We start from the raw sequence: 18,557 nt of genomic DNA, 5'->3' as shown, positions 1-18,557 counted from the left end.
AGAGGTGATATGCTCACCTCAGAACAACACAGGTGTCATAATGAAAAAAAGAAATTTCAGCGCAGAGTTTAAACGCGAATCCGCTCAACTGGTCGTTGACCAGAACTACACCGTGGCAGATGCAGCCAGCGCTATGGATGTCGGCCTTTCCACAATGACGCGATGGGTGAAACAATTACGTGATGAACGGCAGGGCAAAACACCAAAAGCCTCCCCCATTACCCCGGAACAAATTGAAATCCGTGAGCTCAGGAAAAAGCTACAACGTATTGAAATGGAAAATGAAATATTAAAAAAGGCTACCGCGCTCTTGATGTCAGACTCCCTGAACAGTTCTCGATAATCGGGAAACTCAGGGCGCGTTATCCTGTGGCCACTCTCTGCCATGTGTTCGGGGTTCATCGCAGCAGCTACAAATACTGGAAAAACCGTCCTGAAAAGCCAGACGGCAGACGGGCTGTATTACGCAGTCAGGTACTTGAACTGCATGGCATCAGCCACGGCTCTGCCGGAGCAAGAAGCATCGCCACAATGGCAACCCAGAGAGGTTACCAAATGGGGCGCTGGCTTGCTGGCAGACTCATGAAAGAGCTGGGGCTGGTCAGTTGCCAGCAGCCGACTCACCGGTATAAGCGTGGCGGTCATGAGCACGTTGCTATCCCGAATCATCTTGAGCGACAGTTCGCCGTAACGGAACCAAATCAGGTGTGGTGCGGTGATGTGACCTATATCTGGACGGGTAAGCGCTGGGCGTACCTCGCCGTTGTTCTCGACCTGTTCGCAAGAAAGCCAGTGGGCTGGGCCATGTCGTTCTCGCCGGACAGCAGGCTCACCATGAAAGCACTGGAAATGGCATGGGAAACCCGTGGTAAGCCCGTCGGGGTGATGTTCCACAGCGATCAAGGCAGCCATTATACGAGCAGGCAGTTCCGGCAGTTACTGTGGCGATACCGGATCAGGCAGAGTATGAGTCGGCGTGGAAACTGCTGGGATAACAGCCCAATGGAGCGCTTCTTCAGGAGTCTGAAGAACGAATGGGTGCCGGCGACGGGCTATGTAAGCTTCAGCGATGCAGCTCACGCAATAACGGACTATATCGTTGGATATTACAGCGCACTAAGACCGCACGAATATAATGGTGGGTTAACGCCAAACGAATCAGAAAACCGATACTGGAAAAACTCTAACGCGGTGGCCAGTTTTTGTTGACCACTTCATATTTGTCTTTCTCTTCTGTTGAGGAAGCTGGAGTTGAAGGTTTGTTCGAAGATAAGGAAAGCTCAATCCCTAAAACAGTAAACACTCTGAATAGCCTTTCAAAACTGGCACTCGATGGATTGGATTCGAAACGTGCATAAGCTTGCTGTGACACTCCTAATCGCTCTGAAATAGCTTTCTGTGTGAGTCCATTAACTTTGCGAAAACCAATCAATATTGGACGTAAATGATCAAGATGCTTTATCGGATAGGCTTTATTCATTTTGAGATAACCACGCGTTGTTGCGTCTGAAACATGCTTCTGGAGTCTCATTTAACAACGTACAGGGTGTTAAAACAAGAATACAAACTATAGATTGTTAAACAAACATGTAGTAGCGCTTAAACCCTTATTGAAAGGGCTTTCTGCATGATGCTCGACTCAGAGAACATTATGAGTATGTTGCAGGATCTCTAAAGGTGAATCGTTCGTTTGCGAGAACTTAAGCTGTATGGAGGAAGAGGTCCTGAAAGAAGGCGTGGAGTGCGATCACTCGTGAAAATGGATAGCGCCTGCGTCCTTGTTGCCTAAGGATGGAGAATAGCGCAAGTCAGCCGCGCCTTGTGCGTATCGCGTGGGCAGTTCTCACTACCAGTTAAACTTTCTGCCGGTTAGCAGGGCAAGCGCTGTGACCGGCGTAACGACGAAGCACTTCCCCTATGGATAGACAGATAAGTTCTCTGATAGAAAGCAATTTATTATATTTAAAACACCATCCAATAATTTACAAAATAAACATTAAAAGACTCTCTAAATTAAATTCAGAGTCTCGTCATGAGATTTACAAATACATGATTGAAATGAATCGCTTTGAAACTGGCTGTTCAGACCTGATTAAACCTGCAAATTGTTTTTGCTCAGGGTGTCCCTAAGTGAAAAACTACTCACAAGTACATGAACAGGCTCTGTTTTTTATTATCTGGATAATTTGCCATTTCCTTTCAAAAGTTAGAAATCAAACCCAAATAACTCTTCCTTTTTTTATCCAGAAATGAGATTGACAACCATCTTTTAGCCATACAGAAGGATACAGGGAAGGTAAACTGTTATCGTCAAGAGCATAATCCCATCTGGGGTTGGCTTCTTCTATAACCAGTAACTCAATGGTTCGCTCACATCCACAGGGACACTTAAATCCAATACACCAATCCTCCGTGCCCTCTCTGGCGAGAATTATGGAACGAAGAGGCATCTTATCCGGTAATGAATCCTCATTAACGATGATCAGTTGCCTTGCCGGAAGTAAATATTCAAACTTGCGTAGAAAATAATAAAGAACCTTGTTGAAAAAAGACATTACATATCTCCCAGTTCAGGAATACCCAAAAGTGGTTCTTTCCTGCCAGCGGCTATACGGGGATTGGGAGCCCTGGCAATTGCATCTTCATCGATATAGTCCTCTTCAACGCCAGAAAGACTGAACAACGTTCGCGCATATCCCTTGTTAGGGTATTCACGAAAAGGGAAACATCTGGCGATATATTCCAGTACACATGCTGCCGCTGCCCTCATGTTCAGTGTTATTACAGCTGGAGCCTCTTCCTGTAGCCCTGTGATGTAACCTCTTTCGACTTGCTCGTCATACTCTTCTTCGCTCAGGTTTTCACGGTAGATAAGCTCCGGGGTGTATACATGCCGATCAGATAACGTAGAGCCACCGGGTTTTACATAGTCTATCCGTCCCGTGACATCCGTAATTTTTCTTCCATCCTCAGGATCAACATGCGTTGGTATTTTTACACCCACATCAAGCAGTGGGATTAAAAATGACGAAGCAATGCGATCTGCAATCATCCGAGCCTGGAAAGTATCAACACAGCAAAAAATCACATCTGCATTTGCCGCTGACAGAACGGCTTCTCGCGAGAAGATGGTGTCCTGAATGGGTTGGGCAATATCTTTTCCTCGTATATTGCGAATAGCTTGCGCAAACATATCAACCTTCGACCGGCCGCTCAGGGCATCATCAAGAGTCGAGTTCAGGATCCTGTTCAGATTTTTCTTTTCAATATGATCATGATCAATAAGAACTATTTCCCCAAATCCTAGCCGGGCAACCTGTTCGGCCACAATTGAACCTGTGCCAGATACACCAATGATAGCTGCGGTAAGTTTGTTAAAGGTGTCAGTCATACCCGATGTAAAAGCTATCGGTTGCTGGCTTAACTCATAAATACCATCCCACCAGTAGTGAATATCATCACCTGCGACAGTTACTAAATCCACATTCTCAGCGTATTTCCCCTTACGATAGAGCCGTGCACGCATGCTTCCTTCAGAGACCATAATTGCTGAACCATGAACAGTGTCAACGCCCTGATAAAGAGAAAGCATCGTCTGAGCATCACTTGCATCATCCGTATCCGAGAATTCAAGCAAACCGCCGGGATGTGAATGTACAAGAATAACTGTCATTAAAGTTTCTTCAGCGGCATCAATGGCTTTCTCCAGATAGCTACCAGGCCATGATATAAAGTCACTCGTCCTGGATACGCACTCTTCATATGGAACCGGAATTAGCTCCTTTGCCATGAGCTTCAGACGAACTCCTTCATAACGGTTACACACCAGGATTGCAGCCGCCTCTTTTCCGTCTCCTGGAAAAAGATGTTTCTTCAGAGAAGTATGGAGTTCCTGAGTTAAGATTAGACGACTTCCGTGGCTCATTGCTCCACCTCCTTTTGCAGACAACCATCAGCCATGGCCAGTTGAGAAATAACTGAATCGGTCTCAGGATCCCATGAGCGATGGCGAGACCATCGCTGATACGCAACACTATCAATAACCGCCGTAGCTTCCGTAGCCGGAATGTTGACGCCATTGACCCGAGCCAATGGTGGATAGACATAAAACATATCCAACATGTTTACGGGATAGCCAGATGTTATCGACAGTGCCAGATTTACCTGTTGATGATTATATCCTTCCGGCACCTCAAAACCGTGAATAATCAGCCATCGTGCATTGCCGTTCAGGCTGGTCTCCCAAAAATACCCCATTTCGTTAAGATAGCGCTCATCACTGGGCAGAAGACTGAACTCACGGCGCTTGGCAGGGGACTCTTCGCCATTGTTCACATCTTTCGGCGTAAGTCGCAGTTTCTCTATCCCGGGCGTGCGCAAATCGATGATATCATCAATATTCTTCTCAACTTTTGGCTGCCCTTCAACTTTGAGAAAGATATGCCATGCCTGATTGGGATTCAGCCCTGCCCGGATAACAGCATCCCGGATGACAACGGTCGGGGTATCAAAAGTAAATTCCTTACCCTGAACATTCAGCTTCCACGTTGCCTTTCTGCTGATGAAATGCTCAATCCCATCACCATCCAGATCGATAATCTGGTCATTTTGTATTTCAAGATCGGCTTCGTCTTCACGTTCAAGAAGAAGTTTTTTATTGTCGTCAATGTTTCCGAGCTTACGGACGTTATAACCAGTGATTAAGCGGCATGGCCACTCAAGACGTGCCCCGTCAATTGTAAAAAAATACGTGCGATCTGATTCAATAACGATGAAACGGCGAACATCAGAGCCAAGATGGACAACTTCATCAGGACGGATATCTTCCAGTGAACCATTCGGAAGAAACATCAGGACAACAGGCATTTGATCTGGTTTAAAACCTGATGCAGCAGAAATCTGTGAACCGTTTGGTGTACGGTCCTCAAGCGCGACCTGACGGAAAACGAGATGTTCATCTGCCACCTCAATGAAGTGGTCGTGGGGGTATTGGGAACGAATCTCTTGCATAAATATCTCCAGGAGTTCTTCAGCAGTAGCGCTTCAGAATCTCATTAAATAAAGCTGTTTAACCAGGTGTCAGAAAAAAACTGAACCACTGCGAAAACTATACATGCAGCAATCTGGTTAAATCAAGCTGTTTAAGCGGAAATATTTGGACCGGAGTATATAAACTCAATGCCTCCTGTTGGTGAGGACACTTCAGACCTCATGATAACCCCTTCACTGGAAAGTTTTTTAAGCCTTGTGCTCGCATTTTGAACTGATATGTTGAGAGACTTAGCGACATTTGCCGTACTAACGCCATTACGTCCTAACACGACGTCAAGCAACGCCTTTGTCGAGCTTTTCGCTTCAGGGCCAATAACCCGCACTCCGCCAGCCAAAACCACTATCATAGACTGTTGCTTTGCAATGGCAGCATAGTCCCAGTTATCGATGAGATCTGTTGAGCTGACATCGGTGATAAAGAAATACTTTTCCCCACAAAGCTGCTTTGCAAGCGCAATGACACTTTCACGTGGAAAAGAGGAATCGGTAGCCACAATTCCTTCAAGAGAGATTTCAAAAGACTTGCAGCCAGGGTTTGAGTCAACGACATTTTGAAGTCGCTTAAACACTTCCCGCCCCAAAACATTTCCAAATGGATGGTTATTGTTTTCAGTGAGTTCCAGCAGTTTGACTTTCATACAATCCTGCTTCTTATGGTTAATTTAAGGAGATGATACTAATCATAGCCCAGGAAAAAATCAAAGCAAACTTGTGTGCCCTTAATCAACGCGAGCCTTTTTTTGCTGGTAATTTCAGTTATAACACCATTCTTGTAGGTAATTCTCAACTCAAAGTCAGGTTGTCGGACAAGAACAACAGCATCATATTTTGCGGCCAGATCCTGAGAACGCTTCAGACCCAGTCCCCGAGCTGCCTCGTCAGGTGCAGACCCAAATTGGCTCAACCCACCATTTTTAAGCGCATGGGTAACCAAGAATAAATCAGCATCTTCGCCTGATGACTCCAGTTCCTCGAAAATTTCAGGATAATGTTTTTTAAGATTACGTTTCAATGTCGTGGCAATACCCAAACCACTATCTGAAATGACGGTCTGAATGTGGCGCCGCTTACCTTTATATAACTGTAACGCTGCAAACCCAGGAATCGGGCTCTCACTGTGATCCCGGACATTACCAATCAGCTCTGAAAATATGGTGAACACCGCCATGTAGTACTTTTGGCCGGCATGGACTACAAACTTCTTAGTTAACTTTACAGGGATAGAGTTATCAAAATCATCAAGGTCTATAGAGGCTATCTCAACCAGATTGTCACTGTTTCCCTGATAGCGTTGTGCCCTTGAATTCGTTGGTCTCTCAGGCTTGACTAACACATCAGGATGCAAATGATCAAAAAAACCTAACCGGTTCAGGTAGTTTTTCGCAGAAGGGCATTTGCTAAAATCGAGTTCTATGGATTTTCCAGAATATGCAGCCTGATTTGCCAATGCAATTATCCTTGCTCCAGCCGCCAATAAAATAGAGCAACTTTCCGGGAAGCTTATGCTGCATCTGCGCGCAGAGGCGCTCAACAGACATCCCGAAGCTGATAAGTTAGCTTCAAAAATATTTTCATCGATCCAAGCGTCGCCATCCAGAACCAGAACATATTCATCGTCAACATACCATTTCCATTCGACCCGTTTGAGTCCCTCTGCATGGCTATATAAAAATGAATTCAGGGCTGACTTGTCAGCATATCCGAGAGTTTTAGCTATCTGTTTGCCTGTCAGGCCGGGAGATTCCCGAAGCAGCTCTTTGATTTTCTCTGTATCGAACAGCATTCGATAAAATCCTTAAAGAGAAATTATTCCTTTCCCTGTCCGGCAACTACCGGCCCCCTGTAAAGATTCACAGGCTGAGAAAGAGCAGAGGGGTGCATCTGATGTAACAAAGCGATAATTATATGTGGTGCTCCGGTTCGAGGTAAACAGCCGACAGGATAAAAATGCAGATCCTGCGAGTCCTTTACATCTCAGCGCCTGGAGTATCTGTCGAAACACTTCATATCAATATCAACTGATGAGTAGACGAGGGATGCCTGTTTAGTGACCTGAGTGCATTTTACGCATGGGATCTGAATAAATGTGATGAAGAATTGCGAGCAATAGAGCAGAAAATTTGAGGGAGATATGCATATAAAAAATCATTATTAGGCAACACGTCGGACTGAGTTATTGTCGCCTAATAATAATGATATTCATTTAGCTTGAATGTGAATAGCTACATTATTAAGACACAATAGTAAGGTGTATGAGGCAGCAGGACCGCCACCTTTGAAATTTTTAGGAAGAAAATCGTACACACCGCTATACACAGTGTGTACATCTTAAGATGTAGGCCAAAACATTAATATGTAATCATTATTTTCAAGTCACAATCAATAAACACCCTATTAACTGTATACTCAAGTATGCTGGCTTTTTTTATATTTGGAACCGCTTACACGCCAGTCCATGTACCTCGCTTTCGGAATAATCTCTTTGCGTGATGGCATTTCTTGTGCTGTTACATTTCCTTTCAGTTAAGTCTGAAATGTATTCTTTCGCGATGCATATCACCTCATTTACCTCTATATTTTCAAAGCTTTAATAATTTTTACGGTTACACACCAGTGTAACCGATTACACCAATGTGATTAATCTCACATATTTTTACGGGTCACTCACCTACCCTTAACATCAATAAAACTGATAACCCAACTGGAGGGCATAATGCCTGACAATAAAAAACAGGGGCGTACGTCCAACAAGGCGATGACATTCTTCGTCTGCTTCCTCGCCGCCCTGGCAGGTTTACTTTTTGGCCTGGATATCGGCGTGATTGCTGGCGCCCTTCCCTTCATCGCAGACGAATTCCAGATTAACGCGCATACCCAGGAATGGGTGGTCAGCTCGATGATGTTTGGCGCAGCGGTTGGTGCTGTCGGCAGCGGCTGGCTCTCCTTCAAGCTCGGACGTAAAAAGAGCCTAATGATTGGTGCCATTCTCTTCGTCGCCGGTTCACTCTTCTCTGCTGCCGCCCCTAACGTTGAAGTGCTTATTCTTTCCCGCGTACTGCTGGGGCTGGCCGTCGGCGTCGCGTCCTACACCGCCCCGCTCTATCTCTCTGAAATTGCGCCAGAGAAAATTCGCGGCAGTATGATTTCGATGTACCAATTGATGATCACCATCGGTATTCTCGGGGCTTATCTTTCCGATACCGCGTTCAGCTACAGCGGGGCATGGCGCTGGATGCTTGGCGTGATCATCATCCCGGCCATTTTGCTGCTGATTGGCGTCTTCTTCCTGCCGGACAGCCCACGCTGGTTTGCCGCAAAGCGCCGCTTCCACGATGCCGAACGGGTGCTGCTGCGCCTGCGCGACACCAGTGCGGAGGCGAAAAACGAGCTGGAAGAGATCCGCGAAAGCCTGAAGGTGAAGCAGTCTGGCTGGGCGCTGTTTAAAGAGAACAGCAACTTCCGTCGCGCAGTATTCCTCGGCGTGCTGCTGCAGGTGATGCAACAGTTCACCGGGATGAACGTCATCATGTATTACGCGCCAAAAATCTTTGAGCTGGCGGGTTATACCAACACCACCGAGCAGATGTGGGGCACCGTCATCGTCGGCCTGACCAACGTGCTGGCGACCTTTATCGCGATCGGCCTGGTGGACCGCTGGGGACGTAAACCGACCCTGACGCTGGGCTTCCTGGTCATGGCGATCGGTATGGGCGTGCTGGGTACCATGATGCACGTCGGCATCCACTCCCCAACCGCACAGTATTTTGCGGTAGGCATGCTGCTGATGTTTATCGTCGGGTTCGCGATGAGCGCCGGTCCGCTGATTTGGGTACTGTGTTCTGAGATCCAGCCGCTGAAAGGGCGTGATTTTGGTATCACCTGCTCAACTGCAACCAACTGGATTGCCAACATGATCGTCGGCGCGACGTTCCTGACCATGCTCAATACCCTGGGCAATGCCAACACCTTCTGGGTCTACGCCGGTCTGAACATCTTCTTTATTGTGTTGACCATCTGGCTGGTTCCAGAAACCAAACATGTTTCACTGGAACATATTGAACGTAACCTGATGAAAGGTCGTCCACTGCGCGAAATCGGCGCACACGACTAATCCTCTTGCGGGAGGCGCCTCTTGCGCCTCCCCGCTTCGCGCTTTATGCTCTGCCCCTATGAAAGCTCCCCGTCTCCCCATCGCCCTTCAGCAAGCCGTTATGCGCAGCCTGCGGGAAAAACTCGCCCAGGCGAACCTGAAGCTCGGTCGGAATTACCCTGAACCGAAGCTCGTCTATCAGCAGCGTGGCACCGCGGCGGGTACTGCCTGGCTGGAATCGTATGAGATCCGCCTGAACCCGGTGTTGATGATGGAAAACCAGCAGGCGTTTATTGAGGAAGTGGTGCCGCATGAGCTGGCTCACCTCCTGGTGTGGAAACATTTTGGTCGCGTCGCGCCGCACGGAAAAGAGTGGAAGTGGATGATGGAGGCAGTACTGGGCGTTCCGGCGCGCAGAACTCATCAGTTCGAGCTGGAATCTGTACGTCGCAATACGTTCCCCTACCGCTGCCAGTGTCAGCAGCATCAGCTTACCGTCCGCCGCCATAATCGCGTGGTCCGCGGCGAAGCGACCTACCGCTGCGTCAAATGCGGCGAACCGCTTATTGCGGAGTAATCATTTGAACATTCAGGAACTTTCCTGATCTGACTGATTGCATACAGGAAAAACATTCGTTACGTTGCGGGCTCGTTTTGACACGGAGTGTAAGATGTCCCGTAATTTTTCTCTCGCGGTCGCCTTTCTGACGACAGCGTTCTCAGGCCATGCTCTGGCCGATGGTATCAACAGTTTTTCCCAGGCCAAGGCAGCAGGCGTGAAGGTGAACGCCGATGTGCCGGGCGATTTCTACTGCGGCTGTAAAATTAACTGGCAGGGTAAAAAAGGGGTCGTGGACCTGGAGTCCTGCGGCTATAAGGTGCGTAAAAACGAAAACCGCGCCAGCCGCATCGAATGGGAGCATGTCGTTCCGGCATGGCAGTTTGGCCACCTGCGCCAGTGCTGGCAGGATGGCGGTCGTAAAAACTGTTCTAAAGATCCTGTCTACCGCCAGATGGAAAGCGATATGCATAACCTGCAGCCTGCCGTGGGTGAAGTGAACGGTGACCGCGGCAACTTTATGTACAGCCAGTGGAACGGTGGCGAAGGCCAATATGGCCAGTGCGGCATGAAGGTGGATTTTAAAGAAAAAGTCGCCGAGCCGCCTGCCCGCGCGCGCGGCAGCATCGCCCGCACCTACTTCTACATGCGTGACCGCTACGACCTCAACCTCTCCCGTCAGCAGACGCAGCTGTTCAATGCGTGGGATAAGCAATATCCGGTGACGGAGTGGGAATGTCAGCGCGACGAACGCATCGCCAGAGTCCAGGGGAATCATAACCCGTACGTCCAGCGGGCTTGCCAGGCGCAAAAGAGCTAACCTACACTACGGCAATTCGCTTATCTCGCATGACATATGGAATTTTTGACTATGCGCATTCCTCGCATTTACCACCCTGAACTGATTACCGCAGGTCGCGAAATCACCCTGTCTGACGACGCCGCCAACCACGTTGGCCGCGTGCTGCGCATGGGGGCTGGGCAGGCAATACAGCTTTTCGACGGCTCTAATCAGGTTTTCGAGGCGGAAATCACCCGGGCGGATAAAAAAAGCGTGCATGTGAATGTGTTGCGCGGTGAAGTGGACGATCGTGAATCGCCGCTGCACATCCACCTGGGCCAGGTCATGTCCCGCGGGGAAAAGATGGAATTCACCATTCAAAAATCCATTGAGCTGGGTGTAAGCCTCATTACGCCACTTTTTTCCGAGCGCTGTGGCGTTAAACTGGATGCGGAACGTCTGAACAAAAAGATCCAGCAGTGGCAGAAAATTGCCATTGCGGCGTGTGAACAGAGCGGCCGCAACCGCATACCGGAGATCCGCCCGGCAATGGACCTGGAGGACTGGTGTGCCGAAGAGGAGAGCGGACTGAAGCTCAATCTTCATCCGCGCGCCAGCGCCAGCATTAATACGCTGCCGCTGCCCGTTGAACGTGTACGCCTGCTGATTGGCCCCGAAGGCGGCCTGTCGGCGGACGAAATTGCGATGACGGCGCGTTACCAGTTTACTGATATTCTGTTGGGACCTCGCGTTCTGCGCACTGAGACAACGGCACTCACGGCCATTACCGCGCTACAGGTACGGTTTGGCGATCTGGGTTGAAGTATAAACGGAGAAGAACATGATTAAGCTCGGCATCGTGATGGACCCCATCGCAAACATTAACATCAAGAAAGATTCCAGCTTCGCTATGTTGCTGGAAGCGCAGCGTCGCGGCTATGAGCTCCACTATATGGAGATGAACGATCTTTACCTGATCAACGGTGAAGCCCGCGCGCGTACCCGCATCGTTAACGTCGAGCAGAACTACGACAAATGGTACGAGTTTGGCACCGAGCAGGATATTGCCCTGGCCGATCTCAACGTTATTCTGATGCGTAAAGATCCGCCGTTCGACACCGAATACATCTACTCCACCTATATCCTTGAGCGTGCCGAAGAGAAAGGGACGCTGATCGTCAATAAGCCGCAGAGCCTGCGCGACTGCAACGAGAAGCTTTATACCGCCTGGTTCTCAGACCTGACGCCTGAAACGCTGGTGACCCGCAGCAAAGCTCAGCTGAAGGAGTTCTGGCAAAAACACGGCGATATCATCATGAAGCCGCTGGACGGCATGGGCGGCGCGTCTATTTTCCGCGTGAAGGAAGGCGACCCGAACATTGGCGTGATTGCCGAAACCCTGACCGAACTGGGTACCCGCTACTGCATGGCCCAGAACTATCTGCCCGCCATTAAAGATGGCGACAAACGCGTTCTGGTCGTGGATGGCGAACCCGTACCTTACTGCCTGGCACGTATCCCACAGGGTGGCGAAACGCGCGGTAACCTGGCGGCCGGTGGACGCGGTGAGCCGCGCCCGTTGACAGAAAGCGACTGGGAAATTGCCCGCCGCGTTGGCCCAACGCTTAAAGCCAAAGGCCTGATCTTTGTTGGCCTGGACATTATTGGCGATCGCCTGACGGAAGTGAACGTCACCAGCCCAACCTGCATTCGCGAAATCGAAGCGGAGTTCCCGATCTCGATCACCGGAATGCTGATGGACGCTATCGAAAAACGTTTACAGAAATAATCTGTGACAGCGCCCGGCTTTATCCCCATACTGGGCGCTGTCGCTTTTTTAAACCAGGAAACAGTACCTCTGACAATGAATTTACAGCATCACTTTCTTATTGCCATGCCTGCTCTCCAGGATCCGATTTTTCGCCGCGCCGTGGTTTATATTTGTGAATACAATGAAGACGGCGCGATGGGCATTATCATCAATAAGCCGCTGGAAAACCTGCAGGTTGAAGGGATTCTGGACAAGCTGAAAATCCCGGCTGAAGCGCGACTGCCGGAGATCCGGCTTGATAAACCGGTGATGCTGGGTGGACCACTTGCAGAAGATCGCGGCTTTATCCTTCATACCCCGCCGGTATTCTCTTCCAGTATCCGCATCTCCGATAACACCGTGATCACCACCTCGCGCGACGTTCTCGAAACGCTGGGTACCGCAGAACAGCCTTCCGAAGTGCTGGTGGCGCTGGGTTACTCGTCGTGGGAGAAAGGCCAGCTTGAGCAGGAAATCCTCGATAACGCCTGGCTTACCGCACCAGCGGACATGAATATTCTGTTTAAAACCCCGATAGCCGATCGCTGGCGCGATGCGGCAAAACTGATTGGCATTGATATTCTGACCATGCCTGGTGTCGCGGGGCACGCCTGATGAGCGGAACACTTTTGGCCTTTGATTTTGGTACCAAAAGCATTGGCGTCGCTGTGGGTCAGCGCATCACCGGTACCGCGCGTCCACTCACGGCCCTGAAGGCCAACGACGGCACGCCTGACTGGAATCTTATCGAACGTCTGCTGAAAGAGTGGCAACCGGATGATGTTATCGTTGGGCTGCCGCTGAATATGGACGGCACCGAACAACCCCTTACCGCCCGCGCACGTAAGTTCGCCAATAAAATCCATGGCCGCTTTGGCGTCTCCGTGAAGCTTCACGACGAGCGTCTTAGCACCGTCGAAGCGCGTGCTGGCCTGTTTGAGCACGGCGGCTTCCGGGCGCTCAACAAAGGCAGCGTAGACTCCGCCTCTGCCGTCATCATCCTCGAAAGCTATTTCGAACAGGGCTATTAATCTCAGGGGCCTATAGCCGCCCCTGCGCCCGTCTCTCCGCCACGCTTTGATCAAAGTTCTGCATTCCCGCCTGCTGGCCTGTTTGAATGATACCGGGCAGTTGCCACGTTTTTCCTTCACGAATCAGATTTGCCGCCGCCGGGGTATTCACCAGCAGTTCATACAGCGCGACACGCCCACCCTGCAGGTCGGGAAGCAGCCTCTGTGCCAGCACCGCACGCAGGCTACCGGCCAGCTGGTTACGTACCGGGTCTTTCTCCTGCGCCGGGAAGGTGTCCACCAGCCGCTCAATGGCCTGCGAGGCACCCCGCGTATGCAGTGTCGCCAGCACCAGATGCCCGGTCTCCGCCGCCGTCAACGCGAGACGGATCGTCTCTGCATCACGCAGCTCCCCCAGCAAAATCACATCTGGATCCTCGCGTAACGCTCCGCGCAGCGCCTCGATAAAAGACGGGCAGTGCTGACCTATCTCCCGCTGCTGAATCAGGCAGCGTTCGCTCCGGTACAGATACTCCACCGGATCTTCAAGCGTGAGGATATGCCCGTCAGTATGGTGGTTGAGAAAATCGACCATCGCCGCCAGAGTAGTGGATTTGCCGCTGCCGGTCGCCCCCGTCACCAGAATCAACCCGTTGTCACTGGATAACAGTTCCGGAATGGCACGCGGCACGCCCAGCGAAGAGAGTGGCGAACAGGTGCGTGGCAGCAACCGCAGGGCGATGGACACCCCGTTAATCTGCTTAAACGCACTCCCGCGCAGACGCTGGCCTTCTGCCACCGTCACGGCAAAATCGACCTGACCGTGAGCCCACCAGCTTCCCTGCTGCTCATCATTGAGCCACGCTTTTAATAACGCCCCGACATCTGGCGGCGGAAACGGCGCGGGTTCAAGGCGTCCTGACCGGCGCCAGCGGGGTGGCGAATCACTGCACAGGTGTAGATCGGAGACGTTATGCTTTACACTAAGGGCCACCATTTCTTCCACATCCATAGACTACTCCTCGGAAAATGAACGACATTGCGCATAACCTGGCACAGGTCCGGGACAAAATCTCAGCTGCCGCAACGCGTTGCGGCCGTGCTTCAGAAGAAATTACGCTCCTTGCAGTCAGCAAAACCAAGCCTGCGAGCGCCATCGCAGAAGCGATTGATGCAGGCCAGCGCGCATTTGGTGAGAACTACGTGCAGGAAGGCGTGGATAAAATTCGCGACTTCCGGGAAAAGGGGAATACGGATCTTCAGTGGCACTTTATTGGTCCACTGCAGTCGAACAAAAGCCGTCTGGTGGCTGAGCACTTCGACTGGTGCCATACGATTGACCGTCTGCGCATTGCCACACGCCTGAACGAACAACGCCCGGCAGAGATGCCAGCGCTTAACGTGCTGATACAAATCAACATCAGCGACGAAAACAGCAAGTCTGGCATTGCGCTGAGCGAGCTGGATGCGCTGGCCGCAGACGTGGCCGCCCTGCCACGCTTAACCCTGCGTGGGCTGATGGCTATTCCGGCGCCAGAGTCAAGTTATGAAAGGCAGTTTGCCGTGGCACAGCAAATGGCTGTAGCATTTGAGGCGCTTAAAGCGCGCTACAACACTGTAGACACGCTTTCTCTGGGCATGTCGGATGATATGGAAGCCGCCATCGCGGCAGGCAGCACTATGGTGCGCATCGGTACCGCCATTTTCGGTGCGCGCGACTACTCCAAATAATAAGGAAACCTGAGGAACGCCATGAAGACGTTGACTTTCCTGCTCTCAACGGTCATTGAGCTGTATACGATGGCGCTTTTGCTGCGCGTCTGGATGCAGTGGGCCCGTTGTGATTTTTACAATCCGTTCTCCCAGTTTGTCGTGAAAATCACGCAACCTATTGTCGGGCCCCTGCGCCGTATTATCCCGGCCATGGGTCCCATCGACAGCGCTTCGCTGCTGGTAGCGTTTATTCTTAGCGTTATCAAAGCCATCGTGCTGTTTATGGTCATCACCTTCCAGCCGATTATCTGGATTGCCGCCGTGCTGATTCTGATCAAAACCGTCGGTCTGCTGATTTTCTGGGTGCTGCTGGTGATGGCCATCATGAGCTGGGTGAGCCAGGGGCGTAGCCCGGTAGAGTATGCCCTGATTCAGCTGGCCGAGCCGCTGCTGCGTCCGATCCGTAACTTACTTCCCTCTATGGGCGGCATCGACTTCTCCCCGATGATTCTGGTTCTGCTGCTCTATGTGATCAACATGGGGATCGCTGAACTGCTGCAGTCTACGGGCGACATGCTGTTGCCGGGGCTGTGGATGGCGCTATGAGTGCCGTAAGCACCTGCGCTGACGGGCTGGTTTTGCGGCTGTATATTCAGCCGAAAGCCAGCCGTGACAGTATTGTTGGACTGCATGGCGACGAGTTAAAAGTCGCCATCACCGCCCCGCCGGTTGACGGTCAGGCAAACGCGCATCTGACCAAATATCTGGCAAAACAGTTTCGCGTGGCCAAAAGCCAGGTCATCATTGAAAAAGGCGAACTGGGGCGGCATAAACAGGTAAAAATCCTCAACCCGCAATCCATCCCGACGGAAGTCGCGGCTTTGACAGAACAGGACTAAACCATGCAGAAAGTTGTTCTCGCGACCGGCAACGCCGGTAAAGTGCGCGAGTTGGCCTCGCTATTAAATGATTTTGGGCTGGATGTGGTCGCTCAGACCGATCTTGGCGTAGATTCTGCCGAAGAGACGGGGCTGACGTTTATTGAAAACGCGATCCTGAAAGCACGCCATGCCGCGCAGATTACCGGTCTGCCCGCCATTGCCGATGACTCCGGTCTGGCCGTCGATTTTCTTGGCGGCGCGCCGGGGATTTACTCTGCTCGTTATTCCGGTGTTGATGCAACCGACCAGCAGAATCTGGAAAAGCTGCTTGTTGCCCTGAAAGACGTACCGGACGAACAGCGGACCGCACAGTTCCACTGCGTGCTGGTCTATCTGCGTCACGCAGAGGACCCGACGCCGATCGTCTGCCACGGTAGCTGGCCGGGCGTGATTACCCGTGAAGCTGCGGGCAACGGCGGTTTTGGCTACGACCCGATTTTCTTTGTCCCGTCCGAGGGCAAAACCGCAGCGGAACTGACCCGCGAAGAGAAAAGCGCGATGTCCCACCGTGGGCGCGCACTGAAACTGTTACTGGAAGCACTGCGTAATGGCTAATTTGCCACCTCTGAGTCTTTATATTCACATCCCGTGGTGCGTGCAGAAATGCCCGTACTGCGATTTCAACTCGCACGCGCTGAAAGGTGAAGTGCCGCACGATGACTACGTTGCGCATCTGCTGGCTGACCTGGACGCCGATGTACCTTACGCACAGGGACGTGAAGTTAAGACCATTTTCATTGGTGGCGGTACGCCGAGCCTGCTGTCAGGCCCGGCGATGCAGACGCTGCTGGACGGCGTGCGTGCGCGCCTGAACCTGGCCGCGGATGCTGAAATTACGATGGAAGCCAACCCCGGTACCGTTGAGGCCGATCGTTTTGTCGAGTATCAGCGTGCAGGCGTGAACCGTATTTCCATCGGCGTGCAGAGCTTTAGCGAGCCAAAACTGAAGCGCCTGGGGCGCATTCACGGCCCTGAGGAAGCAAAGCGTGCGGCAAACCTGGCGACAGGACTGGGTCTGCGCAGCTTTAACCTCGATTTGATGCACGGCCTGCCGGACCAGTCGCTCGACGAAGCGCTGGACGATCTGCGCCAGGCGATTGAACTTAACCCGCCGCATCTGTCCTGGTATCAGCTCACCATTGAACCCAACACGCTGTTTGGTTCCCGTCCTCCGGTACTGCCGGATGACGACGCACTGTGGGATATTTTCGAGCAGGGCCACCAGTTGTTAACCGCTGCGGGGTATCAGCAGTACGAGACGTCTGCTTATGCGAAACCGGGGTATCAGTGTCAGCACAACCTGAACTACTGGCGTTTTGGCGACTACCTGGGAATTGGCTGCGGCGCGCACGGTAAGGTGACTTTCCCGGACGGTCGCATTCTGCGTACCGCCAAAACCCGCCACCCGCGAGGGTATATGGAAGGCCGTTATCTCGAGCGCCAGCACGACGTTGAGGCGGCGGATAAACCGTTTGAGTTCTTTATGAACCGCTTCCGCCTGCTGGAAGCCGCGCCGCGCGCGGAATTTGCGCGTTACACCGGTCTGCCGGAGTCAGTGATTCGTCCTCAGATTGACGAGGCGCTGGCGCAGGGGTATCTGACTGAGTGTGAAGATTACTGGCAGATCACCGAGCACGGCAAACTGTTCTTAAATTCCCTTCTTGAGCTGTTCCTCGCCGACGATTCCTGAAGGCTAATTCAGGTTTTTGCATCCCGTTCTGCCAGCTGAGGGAAAGGCTGGCAGAGTGTGGGGATGGAAAACTCAAAACGACTTCGCAAACAAATGACGCCCGAAGAATTTCGCCTCTGGTATTTGCTCAGAGGTCGTCGGTTCTTTGGCTATAAGTTTCGCCGCCAGATGCCGATTGGGCCGTATGTAGCAGATTTTGCCTGTTTTAAGGCGAAATTGATTATTGAGCTCGACGGAGGGCAACATCAAAGCAAAGAGAAATACGATTCACGTCGTACAGAGTTTTTGCATACAAATGGCTGGGAAGTCGTGCGATTCTGGAACAATGAATTTACTTCTCAGGAAGAGGAAGTGCTGACGGTTATTCTTCAAAAATTGCAGAGCCTGATGCCCTCACCCTAACCCTCTCCCACAGGGAGAGGGAACGTTTACACCCTCTCCCCTGGGGAGAGGGCCGGGGTGAGGGGCCCAGCGCGCAGAGGATTACTTCAACGTCCCCACCAGCGCCTTCCGGCTATCTTCCAGCGACACCACGCGTTTACACACGTCTTTGCCGAACTGCTGGAAATCATCTTCCTGGTTCTTCCACTCGTTCTGAATTGAGGTCTGCAAGCCGCCCAGACTGCCCAGCACGCCCTGCAGCGGGTTACCGCCGCCCTTCAGGACCGCTTTAGCCCCCATCTCGTTGATGCTGTCCTGCAGGATGCCGCCCATCGCCTGATTCACCAGCTGCTGTCCGTCAGCACGGACCTGATCAATCGCCTTGTAGTGGAACGTCAGGCCATCAGAGCGCGTCTCGATAATCCGGTTCATCTGCTCTTTGAGCTGCTTATCGAGCTTCGTGTGTAGAGACATTAAAGTTGTATCCTTTAACCTGAAAAAGACTTTAAAGTTGTAAAGTTTTAAAAAAA

The 18,557-nt window shown here is 51.4% G+C and carries 21 protein-coding genes and 1 pseudogene; 14 read left to right on the top strand and 8 right to left on the bottom strand.

Features of this window, described 5'->3' with window-relative positions:
• The first annotated feature begins 40 nt into the window (after positions 1 to 40).
• A protein-coding gene (locus ACOTXR_RS23835) for an IS3-like element ISEc52 family transposase (protein ID WP_108454466.1) occupies positions 41 to 1,209 on the top strand; the annotation gives its coding sequence in 2 pieces (ribosomal slippage) (positions 41 to 290 and positions 290 to 1,209; 1,170 coding nt in all).
• Here ACOTXR_RS23835 and ACOTXR_RS23830 read toward each other — a convergent pair.
• The 6 genes from ACOTXR_RS23830 to ACOTXR_RS23805 all read right to left on the bottom strand — a co-directional run bounded on the left by ACOTXR_RS23830 (position 1,184) and on the right by ACOTXR_RS23805 (position 6,835).
• Positions 1,184 to 1,480 carry a helix-turn-helix domain-containing protein gene (locus ACOTXR_RS23830; protein WP_166182120.1) on the bottom strand — a complete coding sequence of 99 codons (297 nt, stop codon included), beginning with the start codon at positions 1,478 to 1,480 and terminating at the stop codon, positions 1,184 to 1,186. The two genes, ACOTXR_RS23835 and ACOTXR_RS23830, sit on opposite strands and share 26 nt — an antisense overlap.
• Before the next feature lie 733 nt (positions 1,481 to 2,213).
• A complete protein-coding gene (locus tag ACOTXR_RS23825) occupies positions 2,214 to 2,555 on the bottom strand; it encodes a DUF6527 family protein (RefSeq protein ID WP_032622073.1) in 342 nt (113 codons plus the stop codon).
• The gene (locus ACOTXR_RS23820; RefSeq protein ID WP_032622075.1) at positions 2,555 to 3,925 is read right to left on the bottom strand and encodes a ThiF family adenylyltransferase; all 1,371 of its coding nucleotides are present in this window, start codon (positions 3,923 to 3,925) and stop codon (positions 2,555 to 2,557) included. Before ACOTXR_RS23820 ends, ACOTXR_RS23825 begins: the two co-directional genes overlap by 1 nt.
• The gene (locus ACOTXR_RS23815) at positions 3,922 to 5,010 is read right to left on the bottom strand and encodes a multiubiquitin domain-containing protein (protein WP_032622076.1); all 1,089 of its coding nucleotides are present in this window, start codon (positions 5,008 to 5,010) and stop codon (positions 3,922 to 3,924) included. Before ACOTXR_RS23815 ends, ACOTXR_RS23820 begins: the two co-directional genes overlap by 4 nt.
• Positions 5,011 to 5,141: 131 nt before the next feature.
• Positions 5,142 to 5,690, bottom strand: coding sequence for a winged helix-turn-helix domain-containing protein (locus ACOTXR_RS23810; RefSeq protein WP_001567865.1), 549 nt, complete (start codon positions 5,688 to 5,690; stop codon positions 5,142 to 5,144).
• Between the two features lie 38 nt (positions 5,691 to 5,728).
• Entirely contained in the window at positions 5,729 to 6,835 is a 1,107-nt protein-coding gene (locus ACOTXR_RS23805) for a hypothetical protein (protein WP_001567866.1), read from the bottom strand.
• A gap of 930 nt (positions 6,836 to 7,765) precedes the next feature.
• Here ACOTXR_RS23805 and galP point away from each other — a divergent pair.
• The 7 genes from galP to ruvX all read left to right on the top strand — a co-directional run bounded on the left by galP (position 7,766) and on the right by ruvX (position 13,323).
• Complete coding sequence (galP, locus tag ACOTXR_RS23800; protein ID WP_014885185.1) at positions 7,766 to 9,163, top strand: galactose/proton symporter; 1,398 nt, start codon at positions 7,766 to 7,768, stop codon at positions 9,161 to 9,163.
• Positions 9,164 to 9,221: 58 nt separating this feature from the next.
• Entirely contained in the window at positions 9,222 to 9,719 is a 498-nt protein-coding gene (locus tag ACOTXR_RS23795) for a SprT family zinc-dependent metalloprotease (RefSeq protein ID WP_014885186.1), read from the top strand.
• 94 nt (positions 9,720 to 9,813) lie between these two features.
• Positions 9,814 to 10,521 carry a deoxyribonuclease I gene (endA, locus tag ACOTXR_RS23790; RefSeq protein ID WP_023331276.1) on the top strand — a complete coding sequence of 236 codons (708 nt, stop codon included), beginning with the start codon at positions 9,814 to 9,816 and terminating at the stop codon, positions 10,519 to 10,521.
• Positions 10,522 to 10,572: 51 nt separating this feature from the next.
• Positions 10,573 to 11,304: a 16S rRNA (uracil(1498)-N(3))-methyltransferase gene (gene rsmE, locus ACOTXR_RS23785; protein WP_058689853.1), complete on the top strand. Its 732-nt coding sequence runs from the start codon at positions 10,573 to 10,575 to the stop codon at positions 11,302 to 11,304.
• Between the two features lie 19 nt (positions 11,305 to 11,323).
• Positions 11,324 to 12,271, top strand: a complete 948-nt coding sequence (gene gshB, locus ACOTXR_RS23780; protein ID WP_023331278.1) for a glutathione synthase — start codon at positions 11,324 to 11,326, stop codon at positions 12,269 to 12,271.
• Positions 12,272 to 12,346: 75 nt separating this feature from the next.
• Complete coding sequence (locus ACOTXR_RS23775) at positions 12,347 to 12,907, top strand: YqgE/AlgH family protein (protein ID WP_008499752.1); 561 nt, start codon at positions 12,347 to 12,349, stop codon at positions 12,905 to 12,907.
• Positions 12,907 to 13,323, top strand: a complete 417-nt coding sequence (ruvX, locus tag ACOTXR_RS23770) for a Holliday junction resolvase RuvX (protein ID WP_006811925.1) — start codon at positions 12,907 to 12,909, stop codon at positions 13,321 to 13,323. Before ACOTXR_RS23775 ends, ruvX begins: the two co-directional genes overlap by 1 nt.
• A gap of 10 nt (positions 13,324 to 13,333) precedes the next feature.
• On the opposite strand, the gene ACOTXR_RS23765 is transcribed toward ruvX, so the two are convergent.
• The gene (locus ACOTXR_RS23765; protein WP_045134812.1) at positions 13,334 to 14,314 is read right to left on the bottom strand and encodes a type IV pilus twitching motility protein PilT; all 981 of its coding nucleotides are present in this window, start codon (positions 14,312 to 14,314) and stop codon (positions 13,334 to 13,336) included.
• 17 nt (positions 14,315 to 14,331) lie between these two features.
• Between ACOTXR_RS23765 and ACOTXR_RS23760 the strand changes: the two genes are divergently transcribed.
• The 6 genes from ACOTXR_RS23760 to ACOTXR_RS23735 all read left to right on the top strand — a co-directional run bounded on the left by ACOTXR_RS23760 (position 14,332) and on the right by ACOTXR_RS23735 (position 18,048).
• Positions 14,332 to 15,033, top strand: a complete 702-nt coding sequence (locus ACOTXR_RS23760) for a YggS family pyridoxal phosphate-dependent enzyme (protein WP_014885191.1) — start codon at positions 14,332 to 14,334, stop codon at positions 15,031 to 15,033.
• 21 nt (positions 15,034 to 15,054) lie between these two features.
• Positions 15,055 to 15,621, top strand: coding sequence for a YggT family protein (locus ACOTXR_RS23755; RefSeq protein WP_014885192.1), 567 nt, complete (start codon positions 15,055 to 15,057; stop codon positions 15,619 to 15,621).
• Positions 15,618 to 15,914, top strand: coding sequence for a DUF167 family protein YggU (yggU, locus tag ACOTXR_RS23750; RefSeq protein ID WP_014885193.1), 297 nt, complete (start codon positions 15,618 to 15,620; stop codon positions 15,912 to 15,914). Before ACOTXR_RS23755 ends, yggU begins: the two co-directional genes overlap by 4 nt.
• Positions 15,915 to 15,917: 3 nt before the next feature.
• Positions 15,918 to 16,511 (top strand): XTP/dITP diphosphatase, encoded by a 594-nt coding sequence (locus tag ACOTXR_RS23745; RefSeq protein WP_058689854.1) that lies wholly within the window; start codon positions 15,918 to 15,920, stop codon positions 16,509 to 16,511.
• Complete coding sequence (gene hemW / locus ACOTXR_RS23740) at positions 16,504 to 17,646, top strand: radical SAM family heme chaperone HemW (RefSeq protein WP_014885195.1); 1,143 nt, start codon at positions 16,504 to 16,506, stop codon at positions 17,644 to 17,646. The genes ACOTXR_RS23745 and hemW overlap by 8 nt, the downstream gene beginning before the upstream one ends.
• 63 nt (positions 17,647 to 17,709) lie before the next feature.
• Positions 17,710 to 18,048, top strand: a complete 339-nt coding sequence (locus ACOTXR_RS23735; protein ID WP_058689855.1) for an endonuclease domain-containing protein — start codon at positions 17,710 to 17,712, stop codon at positions 18,046 to 18,048.
• A gap of 81 nt (positions 18,049 to 18,129) precedes the next feature.
• On the opposite strand, the pseudogene ACOTXR_RS23730 reads toward ACOTXR_RS23735, so the two are convergent.
• Positions 18,130 to 18,557: pseudogene (locus tag ACOTXR_RS23730) on the bottom strand (hypothetical protein); the annotation flags it as partial.

Source organism: Enterobacter cloacae complex sp. IR53030, assembly GCF_049238365.1.
Lineage (GTDB): Bacteria > Pseudomonadota > Gammaproteobacteria > Enterobacterales > Enterobacteriaceae > Enterobacter > Enterobacter kobei.
This window is presented reverse-complemented; position numbering and strand designations above follow the sequence as displayed.